Below are 13951 nucleotides of genomic sequence, written 5' to 3' on the forward strand. Positions count from 1 at the left end.
GAACCGGATCGGGCCTGGCCCGTTGTCGCTGCTCAGGGCCGCCGCTGCCGGCGGCCGCCGAAACGGGAATGCGTTCATGGACATCGCCGTCGACAAGGTCACCGAAATCATCCTGCGCGTGCGCGCCGTCGATGTGAAGGAAGGGCCGACCGACCCCAATTCCGGCTCCAACCCCACCGATGACGGGGCCACCGACGTGCTCATCTCCGGCACCGACGACGCCACCGAAGAGGAGTTGCGGGCGATGATCGGCGCCCTGAACGACGACGAGCGCGCCGACCTCCTGGCGCTCCTCTACATCGGGCGCGGCGACATGGAGCCCGAGGAATGGGCGGAGGCGGTGCGCTTCGCCCGTGAGCGAGAGGCCGCCGGCGAGGGCGCCGCCCGCGAGATCCTGGGGATTCCCAATGCGGGCGACCTCCTCGACGAAGGCCTGTCCAATCTCGGCATCACGCCGGACCTGCCCCAGGCCTGAGGCGGCACGGACCGGGGGCGGGCCGGCGGCTCGCCCCCGGGCGCGGCGTCAGCGGCAGGGCAGGACGAGCGCGGTGTCGGCGACGAAGCCGGCCGTGTCGCGCAGGCTCTGGGGCTGGCCCGGATCCTCCGACACCGCCTCGGCCTCCGCGTGCAGGCGATCGTTGCAGGCGCAGGTGGGGATCTGCCCCCTCGGCGGCGAGCAAATGTCGTGGTGCATGCAGGCGACATCGAGGGCATCGATGGGCGGGCGCGGGCTTCGGTTCCCCGGGCCGCAGTAATTGCCGTGGATCAGGAACGTCCCGCGATCCGGGTTGACGTAGGGCATCTCCTGCGCGCGGGCGGCGGGGATCGCGGCAGCCGACAGCGCTGCGGCGAGCGCCAGGCGCGTCACGAGGGGCCGGAAGGGTCGTTCTGCGTCACTCATGAAAGCCTCGTCCACTCGGTCTGATCGCGCCCTCGCCGGAGGAGATGGGGCCGCGTCTGCGGGTGACAAGCGTCAGGCTATTTCAAGGTCGCGGCCGACCCGCCGGCAGCACCCGTTCCTGTCACGGACCGATCGATGCTGGAACAGCGCTGAACCGGCAAAACATTCGCCGTGCGAGAGACTGTCATGGGCTGAATCTCAGCCTGCCGGATGCTTCCAAAGGGCGTCTGCGCCCGGGGGCAGGGCGGCCCGGAAGGCATCGGCCGGAGGCCGGCACGGCCAGGGCGACCGGGCGTCATCCACACCGTTAACCTTTTCTTAACCCGCCGATTGTGGTGCAACGCCGGCCGTGGGACATTCGTTAACAGAAGCTTAACGGGGCCAAGGGCGGTCATGCGGTACGGGTTTTCCCAGCGTTTCTCGGCTCTGACGTCCCGGGTCGCCGCCTTCGGCGCCGCGACCCTGTTCGTCGGCCTCGCCGCCCTGTCGGGCGCGGAGGCGCAGACCCTGGCCGCGCTCCCCACCGTTCCCAGCGCCATCAGCGCCGGCGTCCAGACCCGCCCGATCGCGGCCTGGGTCGATTTCTGCGCCACCTACGCGACGGAATGCGCGGTGAACACCGCCGAGCCCGCTCAGATCACGCTCACCCCCGCGATCTGGAACACCATCGTGTCGGTCAACCGCCGGGTGAACAAGTCTCTCGTCGCCGTCACCGACATGGACCACCTCCACGTGGCCGATCGCTGGGACCTCGCCGAGGACGGCTCGGGCGATTGCGAGGATTTCCAGCTCCTCAAGCGCAAGCTCCTGGCCGAGACTGGCCTGCCGCGCCGGGCGATGCGGATGACGGTCGTGATCGACGAGAAGGGCGAGGGCCATGCCGTCCTCACCCTGATCACCGATCGTGGCGACCTCATCCTCGACAACAAGACCAGCACGATCCTGCCCTGGCGCCAGACCGGCTACACCTTCATCAAGCGCGAGAGCCAGGACGCCGTCGCCTGGGTTTCCCTCGGCCGGGCCGCCTCGCCGGTCACCACCGCCAACCGCTGAACCGTCCCTGTGCGGGATCGTGGAAAACCCGATCCTTTAAGGTGCGGTTAAGCGTGGCGGCGCGAGGGTGATCCCGCTCCGGGATACCCCGCCATGACCTTCCGCGATCTTCTCCGCACCAGCGCAGCGCCCGCGCTGCTGCTCGCCTTCGTCGCCTCCGCCGCGGCGCAGGAGGCCCCGACCGTGACCGAGCGCCACGCATCCTGGCGCGCCTGCCTCAACCGCAACTTCGCCCTCGAGGTCGCCCTGTCCAGCCGGGTCATCGCGGCCGACGCGGCCCTGCGCGCCTGCCGGCCGAGCGAGCAGGCCTACCTTACCGCCCTCTCGGCCTCGCCCCTCGTCGACGGCGACGACGTCGCCCGGGTCCGGCCGGCCCTGCTCCTGCGTGCCAGGGGCTGGCTCCTCGACGGCGGGCGTCAGCGCCCGCTCTGACGGACCTGGTTCGCGACGCCGCCTGGGGCGCCCGCGAGAGGCCGGCGATTCAGGCGAAGGATTTGCGCGGGTCGAAGGCGTCGCGCACGGCCTCGCCGGCGAAGACCAGCAGGCTCAGCATCAGCGCCACCACGAAGAACCCGGTCAGCCCGAGCCAGGGCGCCTGGATGTTGTCCTTGCCCTGCGCCAGAAGTTCGCCCAGCGAGGCCGAGCCCGGCGGCAGGCCGAAGCCGAGGAAGTCCAGCGAGGTCAGCGTCCCGATCGATCCGTTGAGGATGAAGGGCAGGAAGGTCAGCGTCGCCACCATGGCGTTGGGCAGGAGGTGCCGGCTCATGATGCGGATGTTCGAGAGGCCGAGCGCCCGGGCGGCGCGCACGTACTCGAAGTTGCGCGCCCGCAGGAACTCGGCCCGCACGACGCCGACGAGGGACACCCACGAGAACAGCAGCAGGATGCCCAGCAGCACGAAGAAGCCCGGCTCGATGAAGGCCGAGATGATGATGATGAGGTAGAGGGTCGGGATCCCGCTCCAGACCTCGATGAAGCGCTGCAGGGCGAGGTCGACCCAGCCGCCGAAATAGCCCTGCACCGCTCCAGCGATCACACCGATCACCGACGAGATCAGGGCGAGGATCAGCCCGAACAGCACCGAGATGCGGAAGCCGTAGATGATGCGCGCCAGCACGTCGCGTGTGGTGTTGTCGGTCCCGAGCCAGTGCTTCTCGAGCTCGGCGCAGGGCTTGCCCACGTTCTGGCACTGGGCCTCCGTCAGCATCCAGGTCGGGGGCGACGGGGAGGGGGTCGGCAGGCCGTCGATGATGGTGTCGTAGGAATAGGGGATCGGCGGCCAGATCGCCCAGCCGTTGTCGGCGATCTCCTTGCGGGTCTCCGCCGAGCGGTAGTTCGGCCGGGCATAGAAGCCGCCGAACTTCTCGTCCGGGTAGTCGACGACCACGGGGAACAGGATCTCGCCCTTGTAGGAGACCACCAGGGGCCGGTCGTTGGCGATGAACTCGGCGAACAGGCTCGTGACGAAGAGGCCCGTGAAGAGCAGGAACGACCAGTAGCCGAGCCGGTTGCGCCGGAAATTGGCGAGGCGCCGCCGGTTGAGCGGCGACAGCCCGCGACCGGTCGGGGGCAGGGCGACCGGCTGGGCGGACTCGGGACGCACGACCTCGTTCATCGGGCGCGCCCCTGTCCGTCGGATGTCAGCCGTCGATGCGCGTCGCCGTGCCCTCGATCTCGTTCGGGCGCAGGCCGCCATGGCGCTCGAGGTGGCGCCGCAGCAGGCGCACGTTGCGGCGGTTGGCCTTGAACGCCGCATCGAACAGGTCGCCCGCCAGGGGCACGGCGCCGAGCGCCCCATCGGCCGCGATGTTCAGCGCCATCCGGGCGATGAGCCAGCGCGGCGCTCCGAGGCGGCGCGCCTCCACCACGATGTAGGAGGCCAGCAGCATGCCGGCCACGTCGCCCACCACCGGGACGAGACCGACCAGGGCGTCGAGGCCCACCCGCCGGTTGATGCCGGGAATCACGAAGGCCGAGTCCATGAGGTGCGCGAACGCCTCCAGGCGCAGCAGCGTCGCCTCGCGGTCGTCTGCCTTCGGCCGGAAGCGCGTGGCGACACCGGCGGTCTGGGTGAAGTCCATGGTCGGGCTCCGGGGCAAGTCCAGCCTGGGGGAACGGTGCGGCGTGGGCATGCTCCGGGATGTGGCCACGGCCCCGCGCGCCCGCAAGCACCGCCCGCACGAACCCGCCCATCAGGCCGCCTGCCGCGCGACGGTGGCGAGCCGGTCGAGGGCCCGGTCGAGGACGTCGTCCGCCTTGGCGAAGCACAGCCGCACGAGGTGGCGCACGGAGGCGTCGGGATAGAACGCGCTGATCGGGATCGCGGCGACGCCGTGCCGGCGCACCAGGTCGTCGCAGAACGCCACGTCGTCGTCGCAGCCGAGCGGCGCGAGATCGACGTTGAGGAAATAGGTGCCGTAGGAGGGCAGCACCCGGAAGCCCCGCTCCGCGAGGCCCGTCGCGAGGCGGTCGCGGGAGGCCGCGAAGCGCGCGCGCATGCCGGTGAAATAGGCGTCCTCCTTGGCCAGGCCGTAGGCCACCGCCTCCTGCAGGGCGGGCGGGGTCGTGAAGGTGAGGAACTGATGCGCGTTGGCCACCACCCGCATCAGGGCCGGCGCCGCCATCACGAAGCCGACCTTCCAGCCGGTGAGGCCGAAGATCTTGCCGGCCGATCCGATCTTCACGGTCCGGTCGCGCATGCCGGGAAACGCCATCAACGGGCAGTGCCGCGCGCCGTCGAAGACGATGTGCTCCCAGACCTCGTCGCAGACCGCCACCACGTCGTGCCGCGTGCAGAAGGCGGCGAGCACCGCCAGATCCTCGCGCCCGAAGATCGTGGCGCTCGGATTGAGGGGATTGTTCAGGACGACGAGCTTGGTCCGGTCCGTGAAGGCCTCCGCGAGGGCGTCCGCGTCGAGGCGGAAATGCGGGGGCTGGAGCGGCACGATGCGGGCGACGCCCCCGGCCCGGCGCACCAGCGGCAGGTAGGCGTCGTAGAGCGGCGCGAACAGCACGACTTCGTCGCCCGGCGCGATCAGGGCGAACAGGGCGGCGGCGATCGCCTCGGTGGCGCCCGAGGTCACCATCACCTCCGCCATCGGGTCGAGGTCCAGACCCTGATGATGCGCGTAATGCGCCGCGATCGCCCGTCGCAGGTCGGGCAGGCCCATCATCGGCGGGTACTGGTTGTCGCCGTGCAGCACGGCCTCGGCGGCCCTGCGCCGGACGTCCTCCGGTCCCGGATCGTCCGGGAAGCCCTGGCCCAGGTTGATCGCGCCGAGTTCGCGGGCGAGGCCCGACATCACCGTGAAGATGGTTGTCGGCAGATCGGCGAGGACGGGATTCATGGAGCGGGATTCACGAGGAACGGGGTTTCACCGGACGGGAGAGTGTCGGGGCGTGGCGTAGCACGCCCCTTCGCCCCGAAGAAATGTGCGTCCTCGCACGCGGCTTCGCCCGCTCCTCTTCGCCCCGTCTGACGATTGTTGACTTTCATCAGCCATCACGTAACTCTCGACTCACGGCTGGAGCGGTGATGGCCGGCACGGGACTTCGCCCCCTCGTTCCGTGCTCGTGTCGTCGCCGCTCCGGTCCGTCTCGAAAAAAGGTCGTCGCTCCCCCAGCGGCGGCCTTTTTCCTTTCGTCGCACGGCGCCGACGAAAGGGGTGTTTTCGACAGCCGTTCCGGGCCGACCGCTTCGCAGCAATACGCCGGAAACGCGAAGGCCGCACTGGAGTCGCATTGGTCGCCTAGGACGTCTTCCATGCCGCGCCGCGACTGCTTTCGAGACCTGGGACCGGCCGGTGCCGAGACCCATTCCGAGCCGTCGGGTGTCGGCCGGGATTCACCGGAGAGGCGGGTGGGGTGCGACGTCGTTCGATCCTGTCCCGGAACGTCCGGCGACCTTATCTCATCGCTGTCGGCGGGCCGGGCGGGTCAGGCCCGGCGCGCGGCCCGGGATTGCGTCGCGTCCGGGGCCGTTGGTCTCCGGAAGGCCTTGCGGTTCTTCCGCTCGCAACGCCGACCGCAACACGCCATGATCGTTAGGCCATGAACGAAACCTCGCCCATCCGCACCGAGACAGCGCGCGAATATCCCGGGGCGCTCCCGGGCGACGCGCTGCCGCGCGAGGCGCGGAGCACGCCGCCCGTCCGTCGCCGCAGCCGGGCGGGTTTCTGGTTCGTCCTGCTCCTGATCCTCGCGGGTGCCGGCTATGCCGGGTACCGCTACTTCCTCGCCCCGAAATCGGAGAGCCAGGTGGCCGCCCCGTCCGGGCGCGGCAAGGGTGGCGGCCGCGGCGGGCATGGCGAGCCGGCCCAGGCCGTGGGCATCGCCACGGTCGCACCCGGCGACGTGCCGATCGTCCTCGCCGGCCTCGGCACCGTGACGCCGCTCGCCACCGTGACGGTGCGCTCGCAGATCAGCGGCTACCTCACCGAGATCGGGTTCCGCGAGGGCCAGACCGTGAAGAAGGGCGACTTCCTCGCCCAGATCGATTCGCGGCCCTACGAGGCTCAGCTCGCCCAGTACCAGGGCCAGCTCATGCGCGATCAGGCGCTGCTGCAGAACTCGAAGCTCGACCTCGCCCGCTTCCAGCGGCTGAGTCAGCAGGACTCGATCTCGAAGCAGAACGTCGACACCCAGGGCGCCCTCGTCAAGCAGAACGAGGGCACGGTGGCGGCCGACCAGGCCCTCGTCGACCAGCAGAGGCTCAACATCACCTACACCCGCATCGTCTCGCCGGTGGAGGGCCGCGTCGGCCTGCGCCAGATCGACCAGGGCAACTACATCACCGCCGCCTCGACCAGCATCGTGGTGGTCACCCAGCTCCATCCGATCTCCGTGGTCTTCACCCTTCCGGAGGACGACGTCGCGCGGGTGATGCGCCGGGTGCGCTCGGGCGCCAAGCTCGCGGTGACGGCCTACGACCGCGGCGACACCAACGCCATCGCCACGGGCGTCCTCGACACCGTGGACAACCAGATCGACACCACCACCGGCACCGTGAAGCTGCGGGCGATCTTCGAGAACCAGGACGACGCCCTGTTCCCGAACCAGTTCGTCAACGCCAAACTCACCGTCGATACGGTGCGCGACGCGCCCATCGTGCCGACCGCGGCGATCCTGCGGGGGACGCCGGGCACCTACGTCTACCTGATGCAGGGCGACGACAAGGTCGTGGTCCGGCCGGTCAAGCTCGGCGAGGCGGACGGCCCGCGGACGGTGGTCACCGAGGGGTTGAGCAACGGCGACCGCGTGGTCGTGGACGGCACCGACCGTCTGCGCGACGGCGCCCCGGTGCGCGTCACCGAGGAGGGCGGCAAGCCCCGGACGCCCCCGCACCGGGACGGCGCCCCGGCCGAGGCCCAGGCGACCCCGGCCGCCGCGCCGGTGACGCAGGGCGAGAAGCCCGACGCGGCCAAGGCCGATGCCGTCGCCCCCGAGGGTCAGAAGCGCGCGCGCCGCCGCCAAAGGCCCGCCGAGTGATGGTCGACACGGCCCAGGCCCTCGGCGCGCAGGCCCGTCCTTCCCCCGCGGTGGGGAGAGGACCGGCGGCATGAACCCGTCCCGACTCTTCATCCTGCGGCCGGTCGCCACCACGCTGTTCATGCTGGCGATCCTCCTGGTCGGCATGGTGTCGTACCTGAACCTGCCGGTCTCGGCGCTGCCGTCGGTGGATTACCCGACGATCCAGATCCAGACCTTCTATCCGGGGGCCAGCCCCGAGGTGATGACCTCGGCGGTGACGGCCCCCCTGGAGCGGCAGTTCGGGCAGCTCGCCAATCTGAACCAGATGACGTCGCAGAGCTCGGCCGGGGCCTCCGTCATCACCCTGCAGTTCAGCCTGGACCTGCCCCTCGACATCGCCGAGCAGCAGGTGCAGGCGGCGATCAACGCGGCCGGCAACCTCCTGCCGTCCGACCTGCCCGCACCCCCGATCTACGCCAAGGTCAATCCGGCCGACGCGCCGATCCTGACCCTGGCGCTGACCTCGAAGACCCTGCCGCTGACCGAGGTGCGCGATCTCGCCGAGACGCGGCTGGCGCAGAAGATCTCCCAGGTGGCCGGCGTCGGCCTCGTCAGCACCGGCGGCGGCCAGCGCCCCGCCGTGCGCATCCGCTTCAACGCCCGCGCCCTGGCGGCCTACGGGCTCAACATCGACGACCTGCGCACCACGGTCACCAATCTCAACGTCAATACGCCCAAGGGCACCATCGACGGCCCGACCCAGTCCTACGCCATCAACGCCAACGACCAGATCCGCGACCCGAAGGCCTACGACGACGCGATCATCGCCTACAAGAACGGTGCACCGGTCCGGCTCTCGGACGTGGCCGACGTGGTCAACGGGCCCGAGAACACCAAGCTCGGCGCCTGGATGGACGAGACGCCGGCCGTCATCCTGAACATCCAGCGCCAGCCCGGCGCCAACGTCATCGCCACCGTCGACAAGATCAAGGCGCTGCTGCCCCAGCTCCAGGCGACCCTGCCGGCCGCCATCGGCGTCACCGTGCTCACCGACCGCACCACCACCATCCGCGCCTCGGTGCACGACGTTCAGGTGGAGCTGGCGCTGGCCATCGGGCTCGTGGTGCTGGTGATCTTCCTGTTCCTGCGCAGCGTCTCCGCGACCCTGATCCCGAGCCTGTCGGTGCCCCTCTCCCTGATCGGCTCCCTGGCCATCATGGACCTCTACGGCTTCTCCCTCGACAACCTGTCCCTGATGGCGCTCACCATCGCCACCGGTTTCGTGGTCGACGACGCCATCGTAGTGATCGAGAACATCGCCCGCCACGTGGAGGAGGGCGATTCACCCCTGGAAGCCGCGCTCAAGGGCAGCCGCGAGATCGGCTTCACCATCATCTCGCTCACCGTCTCGCTGATCGCGGTGCTGATCCCGCTCCTGTTCATGGGCGACGTGGTCGGGCGCCTGTTCCACGAATTCGCGATCACGCTGGCGGCCACCATCATCATCTCGGCGGTGGTCTCGCTGACGCTCGTGCCGATGCTGTGCGCACGGCTGCTCAAGGCCCACGTGCCCGGGAAATCCGAGCGCCGCGAGGGCGTCATCGCCCGCACCGCCCGCCGGGGCATGGACGGCATCATCGGCGGCTACGGCCGCATGCTGCGGGTGGTGCTGCGCCACCAGACGCTGACCCTCCTCGTTACCCTCGGCACGATCGCGCTCACCGTCTACCTGTTCGTGGTGATCCCGAAGGGGTTCTTCCCGGTGCAGGACACCGGCGTCATCCAGGGCGTGACCCAGGCCGACCAGACGGTCTCCTACGCCGCCATGGCCGAGCGCCAGCAGAAGCTCGCCGCCATCGTGCTGAAGGACCCGGACGTGCAGAGCCTGTCCTCCTTCATCGGGGTCGACGGCCAGAACGTCACCCTGAATTCCGGCCGCTTCCTCATCAACCTGAAGCCGCAGGACGAGCGCACCGCCCGCGCGCCCGAGATCATCGAGCGGCTGAAGGCGGCCACCACGAGCGTGGCGGGCATCCGCCTCTACCTGCAGTCGGTGCAGGACCTCACCATCGACACGGCGGTCGGCGCGACCCAGTACCAGGTCATCCTGGAGAACCCGAACCTGACGGAGTTCGAGACCTGGGTGCCGCGCTTCGTGCGGGCCCTGCAGGCCTCGCCGCTCCTCATGGACGTGGCGAGCGACCTGCAGGCGAGCGGGCTCGCCGCCTACATCACCATCGACCGGCCCACCGCCGGGCGCTACGGCATCACCCCGGCGACCGTCGACAACGCCCTCTACGACGCCTTCGGCCAGCGCATCATCTCGACGATCTTCACCCAGTCGAACCAGTACCGGGTCATCCTCGAGGCCGATCCCGACCTGCACAAGACCATCGAGAGCCTGGACCACATCTACCTGCCGTCCTCCACGGTCGCCTCCGGCCAGGTCCCGCTCTCGGCGGTGGCCCAGGTCAGCGAACGGCGGGCACCGCTGCTGATCAGCCATCTCGGCCAGTTCCCCGCCACCACCGTGTCGTTCAACCTCGCCCCCGGCGCGGCGCTGGGGGACGCGGTCTCGGCGGTCGAGGCGGCGCGGCAATCCATCGATCTGCCGCCGAGCTTCCGCGTGGTGCCGCAGGGCTCGGTCTTCGCCTTCCAGTCGGCGCTCTCGAACCAGCTCTTCCTGGTGCTGGCCGCCATCGTCACCGTCTACATCGTCCTCGGCGTGCTCTACGAGAGCTTCATCCACCCGATCACCATCCTGTCGACCCTGCCCTCGGCCGGCATCGGGGCCCTGATCGGGCTGATGCTGTTCGGCCTCTCCCTCGACATCATCGCGATCATCGGCATCGTGCTCCTGATCGGCATCGTGAAGAAGAACGCGATCATGATGATCGACTTCGCGCTCCAGGCCGAGCGCGAGGAGGGGATGAGCCCCCGCGACGCGATCTACGAGGCCTGCATCCTGCGTTTCCGGCCCATCCTGATGACCACGCTGGCGGCGCTGTTCGCGGCCGTGCCGCTCATCGTCGGCACCGGCGTGGGCTCCGAGCTGCGCCAGCCCCTGGGCATCGTCATCGCCGGCGGCCTCATCGTGAGCCAGGTGCTGACCCTGTTCACCACCCCGGTGATCTACCTCGCCTTCGACCGCCTGGAGCGCCGCCTCTCCGGCCGCCGCGCAGGCGGCGCCGACAGCGTCGAGGCGCTGCCGTGAACGTCTCCGAGCCGTTCATCCGGCGGCCCGTCGCCACCACGCTGCTGACCATCGGCGTGCTGCTCGCCGGCATCTTCGCCTTCCTGAAGCTGCCGGTGGCGCCGCTGCCGCAGGTGGATTTCCCCGTCATCCTGGTCCAGGCGCAGATGGCCGGCGCCTCGCCGGAGACCATGGCCACCACGGTGGCGGCGCCGCTGGAGCGGCGCCTCGGCTCGATTGCCGACGTCACCGAGATGACCTCGACGAGTTCGCTCGGCTCGGTGCGCCTCGTGCTGATGTTCGGCCTCAACCGCGACATCGACGGCGCGGCCCGCGACGTCCAGGCGGCGATCAACGCCGCCCGGGCCGACCTGCCGACGGCCCTGCGCTCGAACCCGACCTACCGGAAGTTCAACCCCGCCGACGCGCCGATCCTGATCCTCGGCCTCACCTCGAACACCCTGACGCCGGGCCAGCTCTACGATTCCGCCGCCACGGTGGTGCAGCAGAAGATGTCCCAGCTCCCCGGGGTCGGGAACGTCGACATCGGCGGTTCGTCGCTCCCGGCGGTGCGGGTAGCGCTCGATCCGACCGCCCTGTTCAACTACGGCATCGGACTCGAAGGCATCCGCGCGGCCCTGGCCTCGGCCAACGCCAACTCCCCCAAGGGCGCGATCGAGACCGAGACGCGCCACTACCAGCTCTACGCCAACGACCAGGGCCGGGTGGCCGCCGATTACCGCGACCTCGTCGTGGCCTATCGCAACGGCGCCGCCGTGCGCCTCACCGATGTCGGCACCATCGAGGATTCGGTGGAGGACCGGCGCAACCTCGGCCTCGTCAACGGCAAGCCGGGCGTGATCCTGTTCATCTACAAGCAGCCCGGCTCCAACGTCGTCGAGACGATCAAGGGGCTCAAGGCCGCGATCCCGCAGGTGAAGGCGGCGCTGCCCGGCGACATCGACCTCACCATCACGGGCGACCGCAGCGCCACGATCCGCGCCTCGCTGGCCGAGACCGAGGAGACGCTGGTCATCGCGGTCGTCCTCGTGATCTTCGTGGTGTTCCTGTTCCTCCGCTCGGGACGCGCCACCCTGATCCCGGCGGTGGCCGTGCCGATCTCCATCGTCGGCACCTTCTCGGCGATGTACCTGCTCGACTACAGCCTCGACATCCTGTCGCTGATGGCGCTGATCATCGCCACGGGCTTCGTCGTCGACGACGCCATCGTGGTCCTGGAGAACATCCAGCGGCACATCGAGCAGGGCCGGCCGCGGGTCGAGGCGGCCCTCCTCGGCTCCCGCGAGGTCGGCTTCACCGTCATCTCCATGAGCCTGTCCCTGGTGGCGGTGTTCCTGCCGATCCTGCTGATGGGCGGCATCGTCGGCCGACTGTTCCAGGAATTCGCCGTCACCCTGTCGCTGGCGATCCTGATCTCGCTCGTACTGTCCCTCACCACCACGCCGATGATGTGCGCGCTCCTGCTCCGGCGCGAGGCCGCGCACGGGACGGAGCGGCCGAACCGGCTGGTGCGTGGCCTGGAGGCCGGGTTCGACGGGATGCTGGCCGGCTACGAGCGCACCCTGCGTCTCGCCATGCGGCACCGGCGGCTGGTGGCCCTGACCCTGCTGGCGACGGTGGGGCTCAACGTCTACCTCTACATCATCGTCCCGAAGGGCTTCTTCCCCGAGCAGGATACCGGGCAGATGATGGGCGGCATCCAGGCCGACCAGCGCATCTCGTTCCAGTCGATGAAGCAGAAGCTGGAGCAGGCCACCGCCATCGTGCAGGCCGATCCGGCCGTCGACAGCGTCGTCGGCTTCACCGGCGGGCGCGGCACCAACTCGGCCAACGTCTTCGTCGGCTTGAAGCCCCGGGGCGAGCGCGAATCGATCACCGCCGTGATGGCGCGCCTGCGCCCGAAGCTGTCCCGCGTCGCCGGCGCCCGCCTCTACCTGTTCCCGCGCCAGGACCTGCGCATGGGCGGCCGCCAGAGCTTCGCCCAGTACCAGTACACCCTCCAGGGCGACACCGCCGAGGAACTGTACCAGGCCGCGCCGAAGCTGGTGCAGGCCCTGCAGAAGAACCCGATCTTCGCCGACGTCACCTCGGACCAGCAGGAGGGCGGGCTCGAGAGCCGCCTCGTCATCGACCGGGCCAGCGCCTTCCGCTACGGCCTGACGCCGGACAAGATCGACAACACGCTCTACGACGCCTTCGGCCAGCGCCAGGTCTCGACGATCTACAATCCGCTGAACCAGTACCACGTCGTGATGGAGATCGCCCCGCGCTACCTCCAGAGCCCCGACACCCTGAAGATGCTCTACGTCTCGACCTCGGGCGGCAAGGCGCGGGGCTCGGCCACCACCAACGCGGTGGCCGGCACGGTGGCGGGTGCCCCCGCCGCGGCGGCCACCACCGGCGCCGTGGGTTCGACGGCGACCGCCGATGCCAGCGCCGCCTCCATCGCCACCGACTCGGCCCGCAACGCCGCCGCCAACGCCATCGCGGGTGGCAAGGGGGGCGCCTCCTCCAGCGCGCCGGTGTCGAGTTCCAAGGAGACGATGATCCCGCTCTCGGCCTTCGCCCGGCTGGAGACCGGCAACGCGCCGGTCCAGGTGAGCCATCAGGGCCTGTTCGTCGCGACCACGATCTCGTTCAACCTCGTGCCGGGCAAGAGCCTGTCGGATGCCACCGCCGCCATCGACGCGGCGATCACCGACCTGCGCCTGCCCGCCACGATCCACGGCGAATTCGCCGGCTCCGCCAAGAGCTTCCAGGAATCCTCCTCGCGCCAGCCGCTGCTGATCCTGGCCGCTCTCGTCGCCGTCTACACGATCCTCGGGATCCTCTACGAGAGCTTCGTCCACCCGGTCACGATCCTGTCGACCCTGCCCTCGGCCGGGATCGGCGCCCTCCTGGCGCTCCTCGTCTCGGGGACCGAGTTCACCGTCATCGCGCTGATCGCGGTCTTTCTGCTCATCGGCATCGTGAAGAAGAACGCGATCATGATGATCGACTTCGCCCTCGATGCCGAGCGCACCCGCGGGGCCTCCCCCCAGGACGCGATCTTCGAGGCCTGCCTCTTGCGCTTCCGACCGATCATGATGACAACGCTCGCCGCGATGCTCGGTGCATTGCCCCTCATCCTCGCCGGCGGGGAGGGCTCCGAACTGCGGCGGCCCCTCGGCATCGCCATCGTCGGCGGCCTGATCGTGAGCCAGATCCTGACCCTCTACACCACCCCCGTCGTCTACCTCTATCTCGACCGGCTGCGCCGCCGCGCACCGGCGTCCGGCGCTGCGCTGAGCCCTGCCGAATGAGGCTGCGCCCCG

The 13951-nt window shown here is 69.8% G+C and carries 10 protein-coding genes; 6 read left to right on the top strand and 4 right to left on the bottom strand.

Annotated features, from left to right (window positions below; genetic code table 11):
* Positions 1–76: 76 nt before the first annotated feature.
* Positions 77–475, top strand: coding sequence for a DUF3775 domain-containing protein (locus tag ASF49_RS00825; protein WP_056466259.1), 399 nt, complete (start codon positions 77–79; stop codon positions 473–475).
* 48 nt (positions 476–523) lie between these two features.
* Here the strand turns inward: ASF49_RS00825 and ASF49_RS00830 are convergent, their stop codons facing one another.
* Positions 524–901, bottom strand: coding sequence for a hypothetical protein (locus ASF49_RS00830; RefSeq protein ID WP_056467871.1), 378 nt, complete (start codon positions 899–901; stop codon positions 524–526).
* Between the two features lie 393 nt (positions 902–1294).
* Here ASF49_RS00830 and ASF49_RS00835 point away from each other — a divergent pair, with 393 nt between their 5' ends.
* Complete coding sequence (locus ASF49_RS00835; RefSeq protein ID WP_056466263.1) at positions 1295–1954, top strand: transglutaminase-like cysteine peptidase; 660 nt, start codon at positions 1295–1297, stop codon at positions 1952–1954.
* Positions 1955–2047: 93 nt separating this feature from the next.
* Complete coding sequence (locus ASF49_RS00840; protein WP_056466267.1) at positions 2048–2386, top strand: hypothetical protein; 339 nt, start codon at positions 2048–2050, stop codon at positions 2384–2386.
* A gap of 49 nt (positions 2387–2435) precedes the next feature.
* Here the strand turns inward: ASF49_RS00840 and ASF49_RS00845 are convergent, their stop codons facing one another.
* The 3 genes from ASF49_RS00845 to ASF49_RS00855 all read right to left on the bottom strand — a co-directional run bounded on the left by ASF49_RS00845 (position 2436) and on the right by ASF49_RS00855 (position 5301).
* Positions 2436–3569 (bottom strand): ABC transporter permease, encoded by a 1134-nt coding sequence (locus ASF49_RS00845; RefSeq protein WP_056466270.1) that lies wholly within the window; start codon positions 3567–3569, stop codon positions 2436–2438.
* Between the two features lie 25 nt (positions 3570–3594).
* Positions 3595–4035: a DUF4112 domain-containing protein gene (locus ASF49_RS00850; RefSeq protein ID WP_056466273.1), complete on the bottom strand. Its 441-nt coding sequence runs from the start codon at positions 4033–4035 to the stop codon at positions 3595–3597.
* Positions 4036–4146: 111 nt separating this feature from the next.
* Positions 4147–5301 (bottom strand): aminotransferase, encoded by a 1155-nt coding sequence (locus ASF49_RS00855; protein WP_056466276.1) that lies wholly within the window; start codon positions 5299–5301, stop codon positions 4147–4149.
* 703 nt (positions 5302–6004) lie between these two features.
* Between ASF49_RS00855 and ASF49_RS00860 the strand changes: the two genes are divergently transcribed.
* From ASF49_RS00860 to ASF49_RS00870, 3 genes are all read left to right on the top strand, one after another.
* The gene (locus tag ASF49_RS00860; RefSeq protein ID WP_056466280.1) at positions 6005–7441 is read left to right on the top strand and encodes an MdtA/MuxA family multidrug efflux RND transporter periplasmic adaptor subunit; all 1437 of its coding nucleotides are present in this window, start codon (positions 6005–6007) and stop codon (positions 7439–7441) included.
* A 70-nt stretch (positions 7442–7511) separates the two neighbouring features.
* Positions 7512–10637 (top strand): MdtB/MuxB family multidrug efflux RND transporter permease subunit, encoded by a 3126-nt coding sequence (locus ASF49_RS00865; RefSeq protein WP_056466283.1) that lies wholly within the window; start codon positions 7512–7514, stop codon positions 10635–10637.
* Positions 10634–13939 (top strand): efflux RND transporter permease subunit, encoded by a 3306-nt coding sequence (locus ASF49_RS00870; RefSeq protein WP_056466286.1) that lies wholly within the window; start codon positions 10634–10636, stop codon positions 13937–13939. Before ASF49_RS00865 ends, ASF49_RS00870 begins: the two co-directional genes overlap by 4 nt.
* The last annotated feature ends 12 nt before the right edge of the window (positions 13940–13951 follow it).

Origin of the sequence: Methylobacterium sp. Leaf104 (assembly GCF_001422885.1) — a bacterium.
Lineage (GTDB): Bacteria > Pseudomonadota > Alphaproteobacteria > Rhizobiales > Beijerinckiaceae > Methylobacterium.

Bases quoted from the DNA above. Each gene is read 5' to 3' on its own strand.
- ASF49_RS00850 (WP_056466273.1), bottom strand. From the start codon at position 4,035: ATGGACTTCACCCAGACCGCCGGTGTCGCCACGCGCTTCCGGCCGAAG.
- ASF49_RS00865 (WP_056466283.1), top strand. From the start codon at position 7,512: ATGAACCCGTCCCGACTCTTCATCCTGCGGCCGGTCGCCACCACGCTG.
- ASF49_RS00860 (WP_056466280.1), top strand. From the start codon at position 6,005: ATGAACGAAACCTCGCCCATCCGCACCGAGACAGCGCGCGAATATCCC.
- ASF49_RS00825 (WP_056466259.1), top strand. From the start codon at position 77: ATGGACATCGCCGTCGACAAGGTCACCGAAATCATCCTGCGCGTGCGC.
- ASF49_RS00830 (WP_056467871.1), bottom strand. From the start codon at position 901: ATGAGTGACGCAGAACGACCCTTCCGGCCCCTCGTGACGCGCCTGGCG.
- ASF49_RS00840 (WP_056466267.1), top strand. From the start codon at position 2,048: ATGACCTTCCGCGATCTTCTCCGCACCAGCGCAGCGCCCGCGCTGCTG.
- ASF49_RS00835 (WP_056466263.1), top strand. From the start codon at position 1,295: ATGCGGTACGGGTTTTCCCAGCGTTTCTCGGCTCTGACGTCCCGGGTC.
- ASF49_RS00845 (WP_056466270.1), bottom strand. From the start codon at position 3,569: ATGAACGAGGTCGTGCGTCCCGAGTCCGCCCAGCCGGTCGCCCTGCCC.
- ASF49_RS00855 (WP_056466276.1), bottom strand. From the start codon at position 5,301: ATGAATCCCGTCCTCGCCGATCTGCCGACAACCATCTTCACGGTGATG.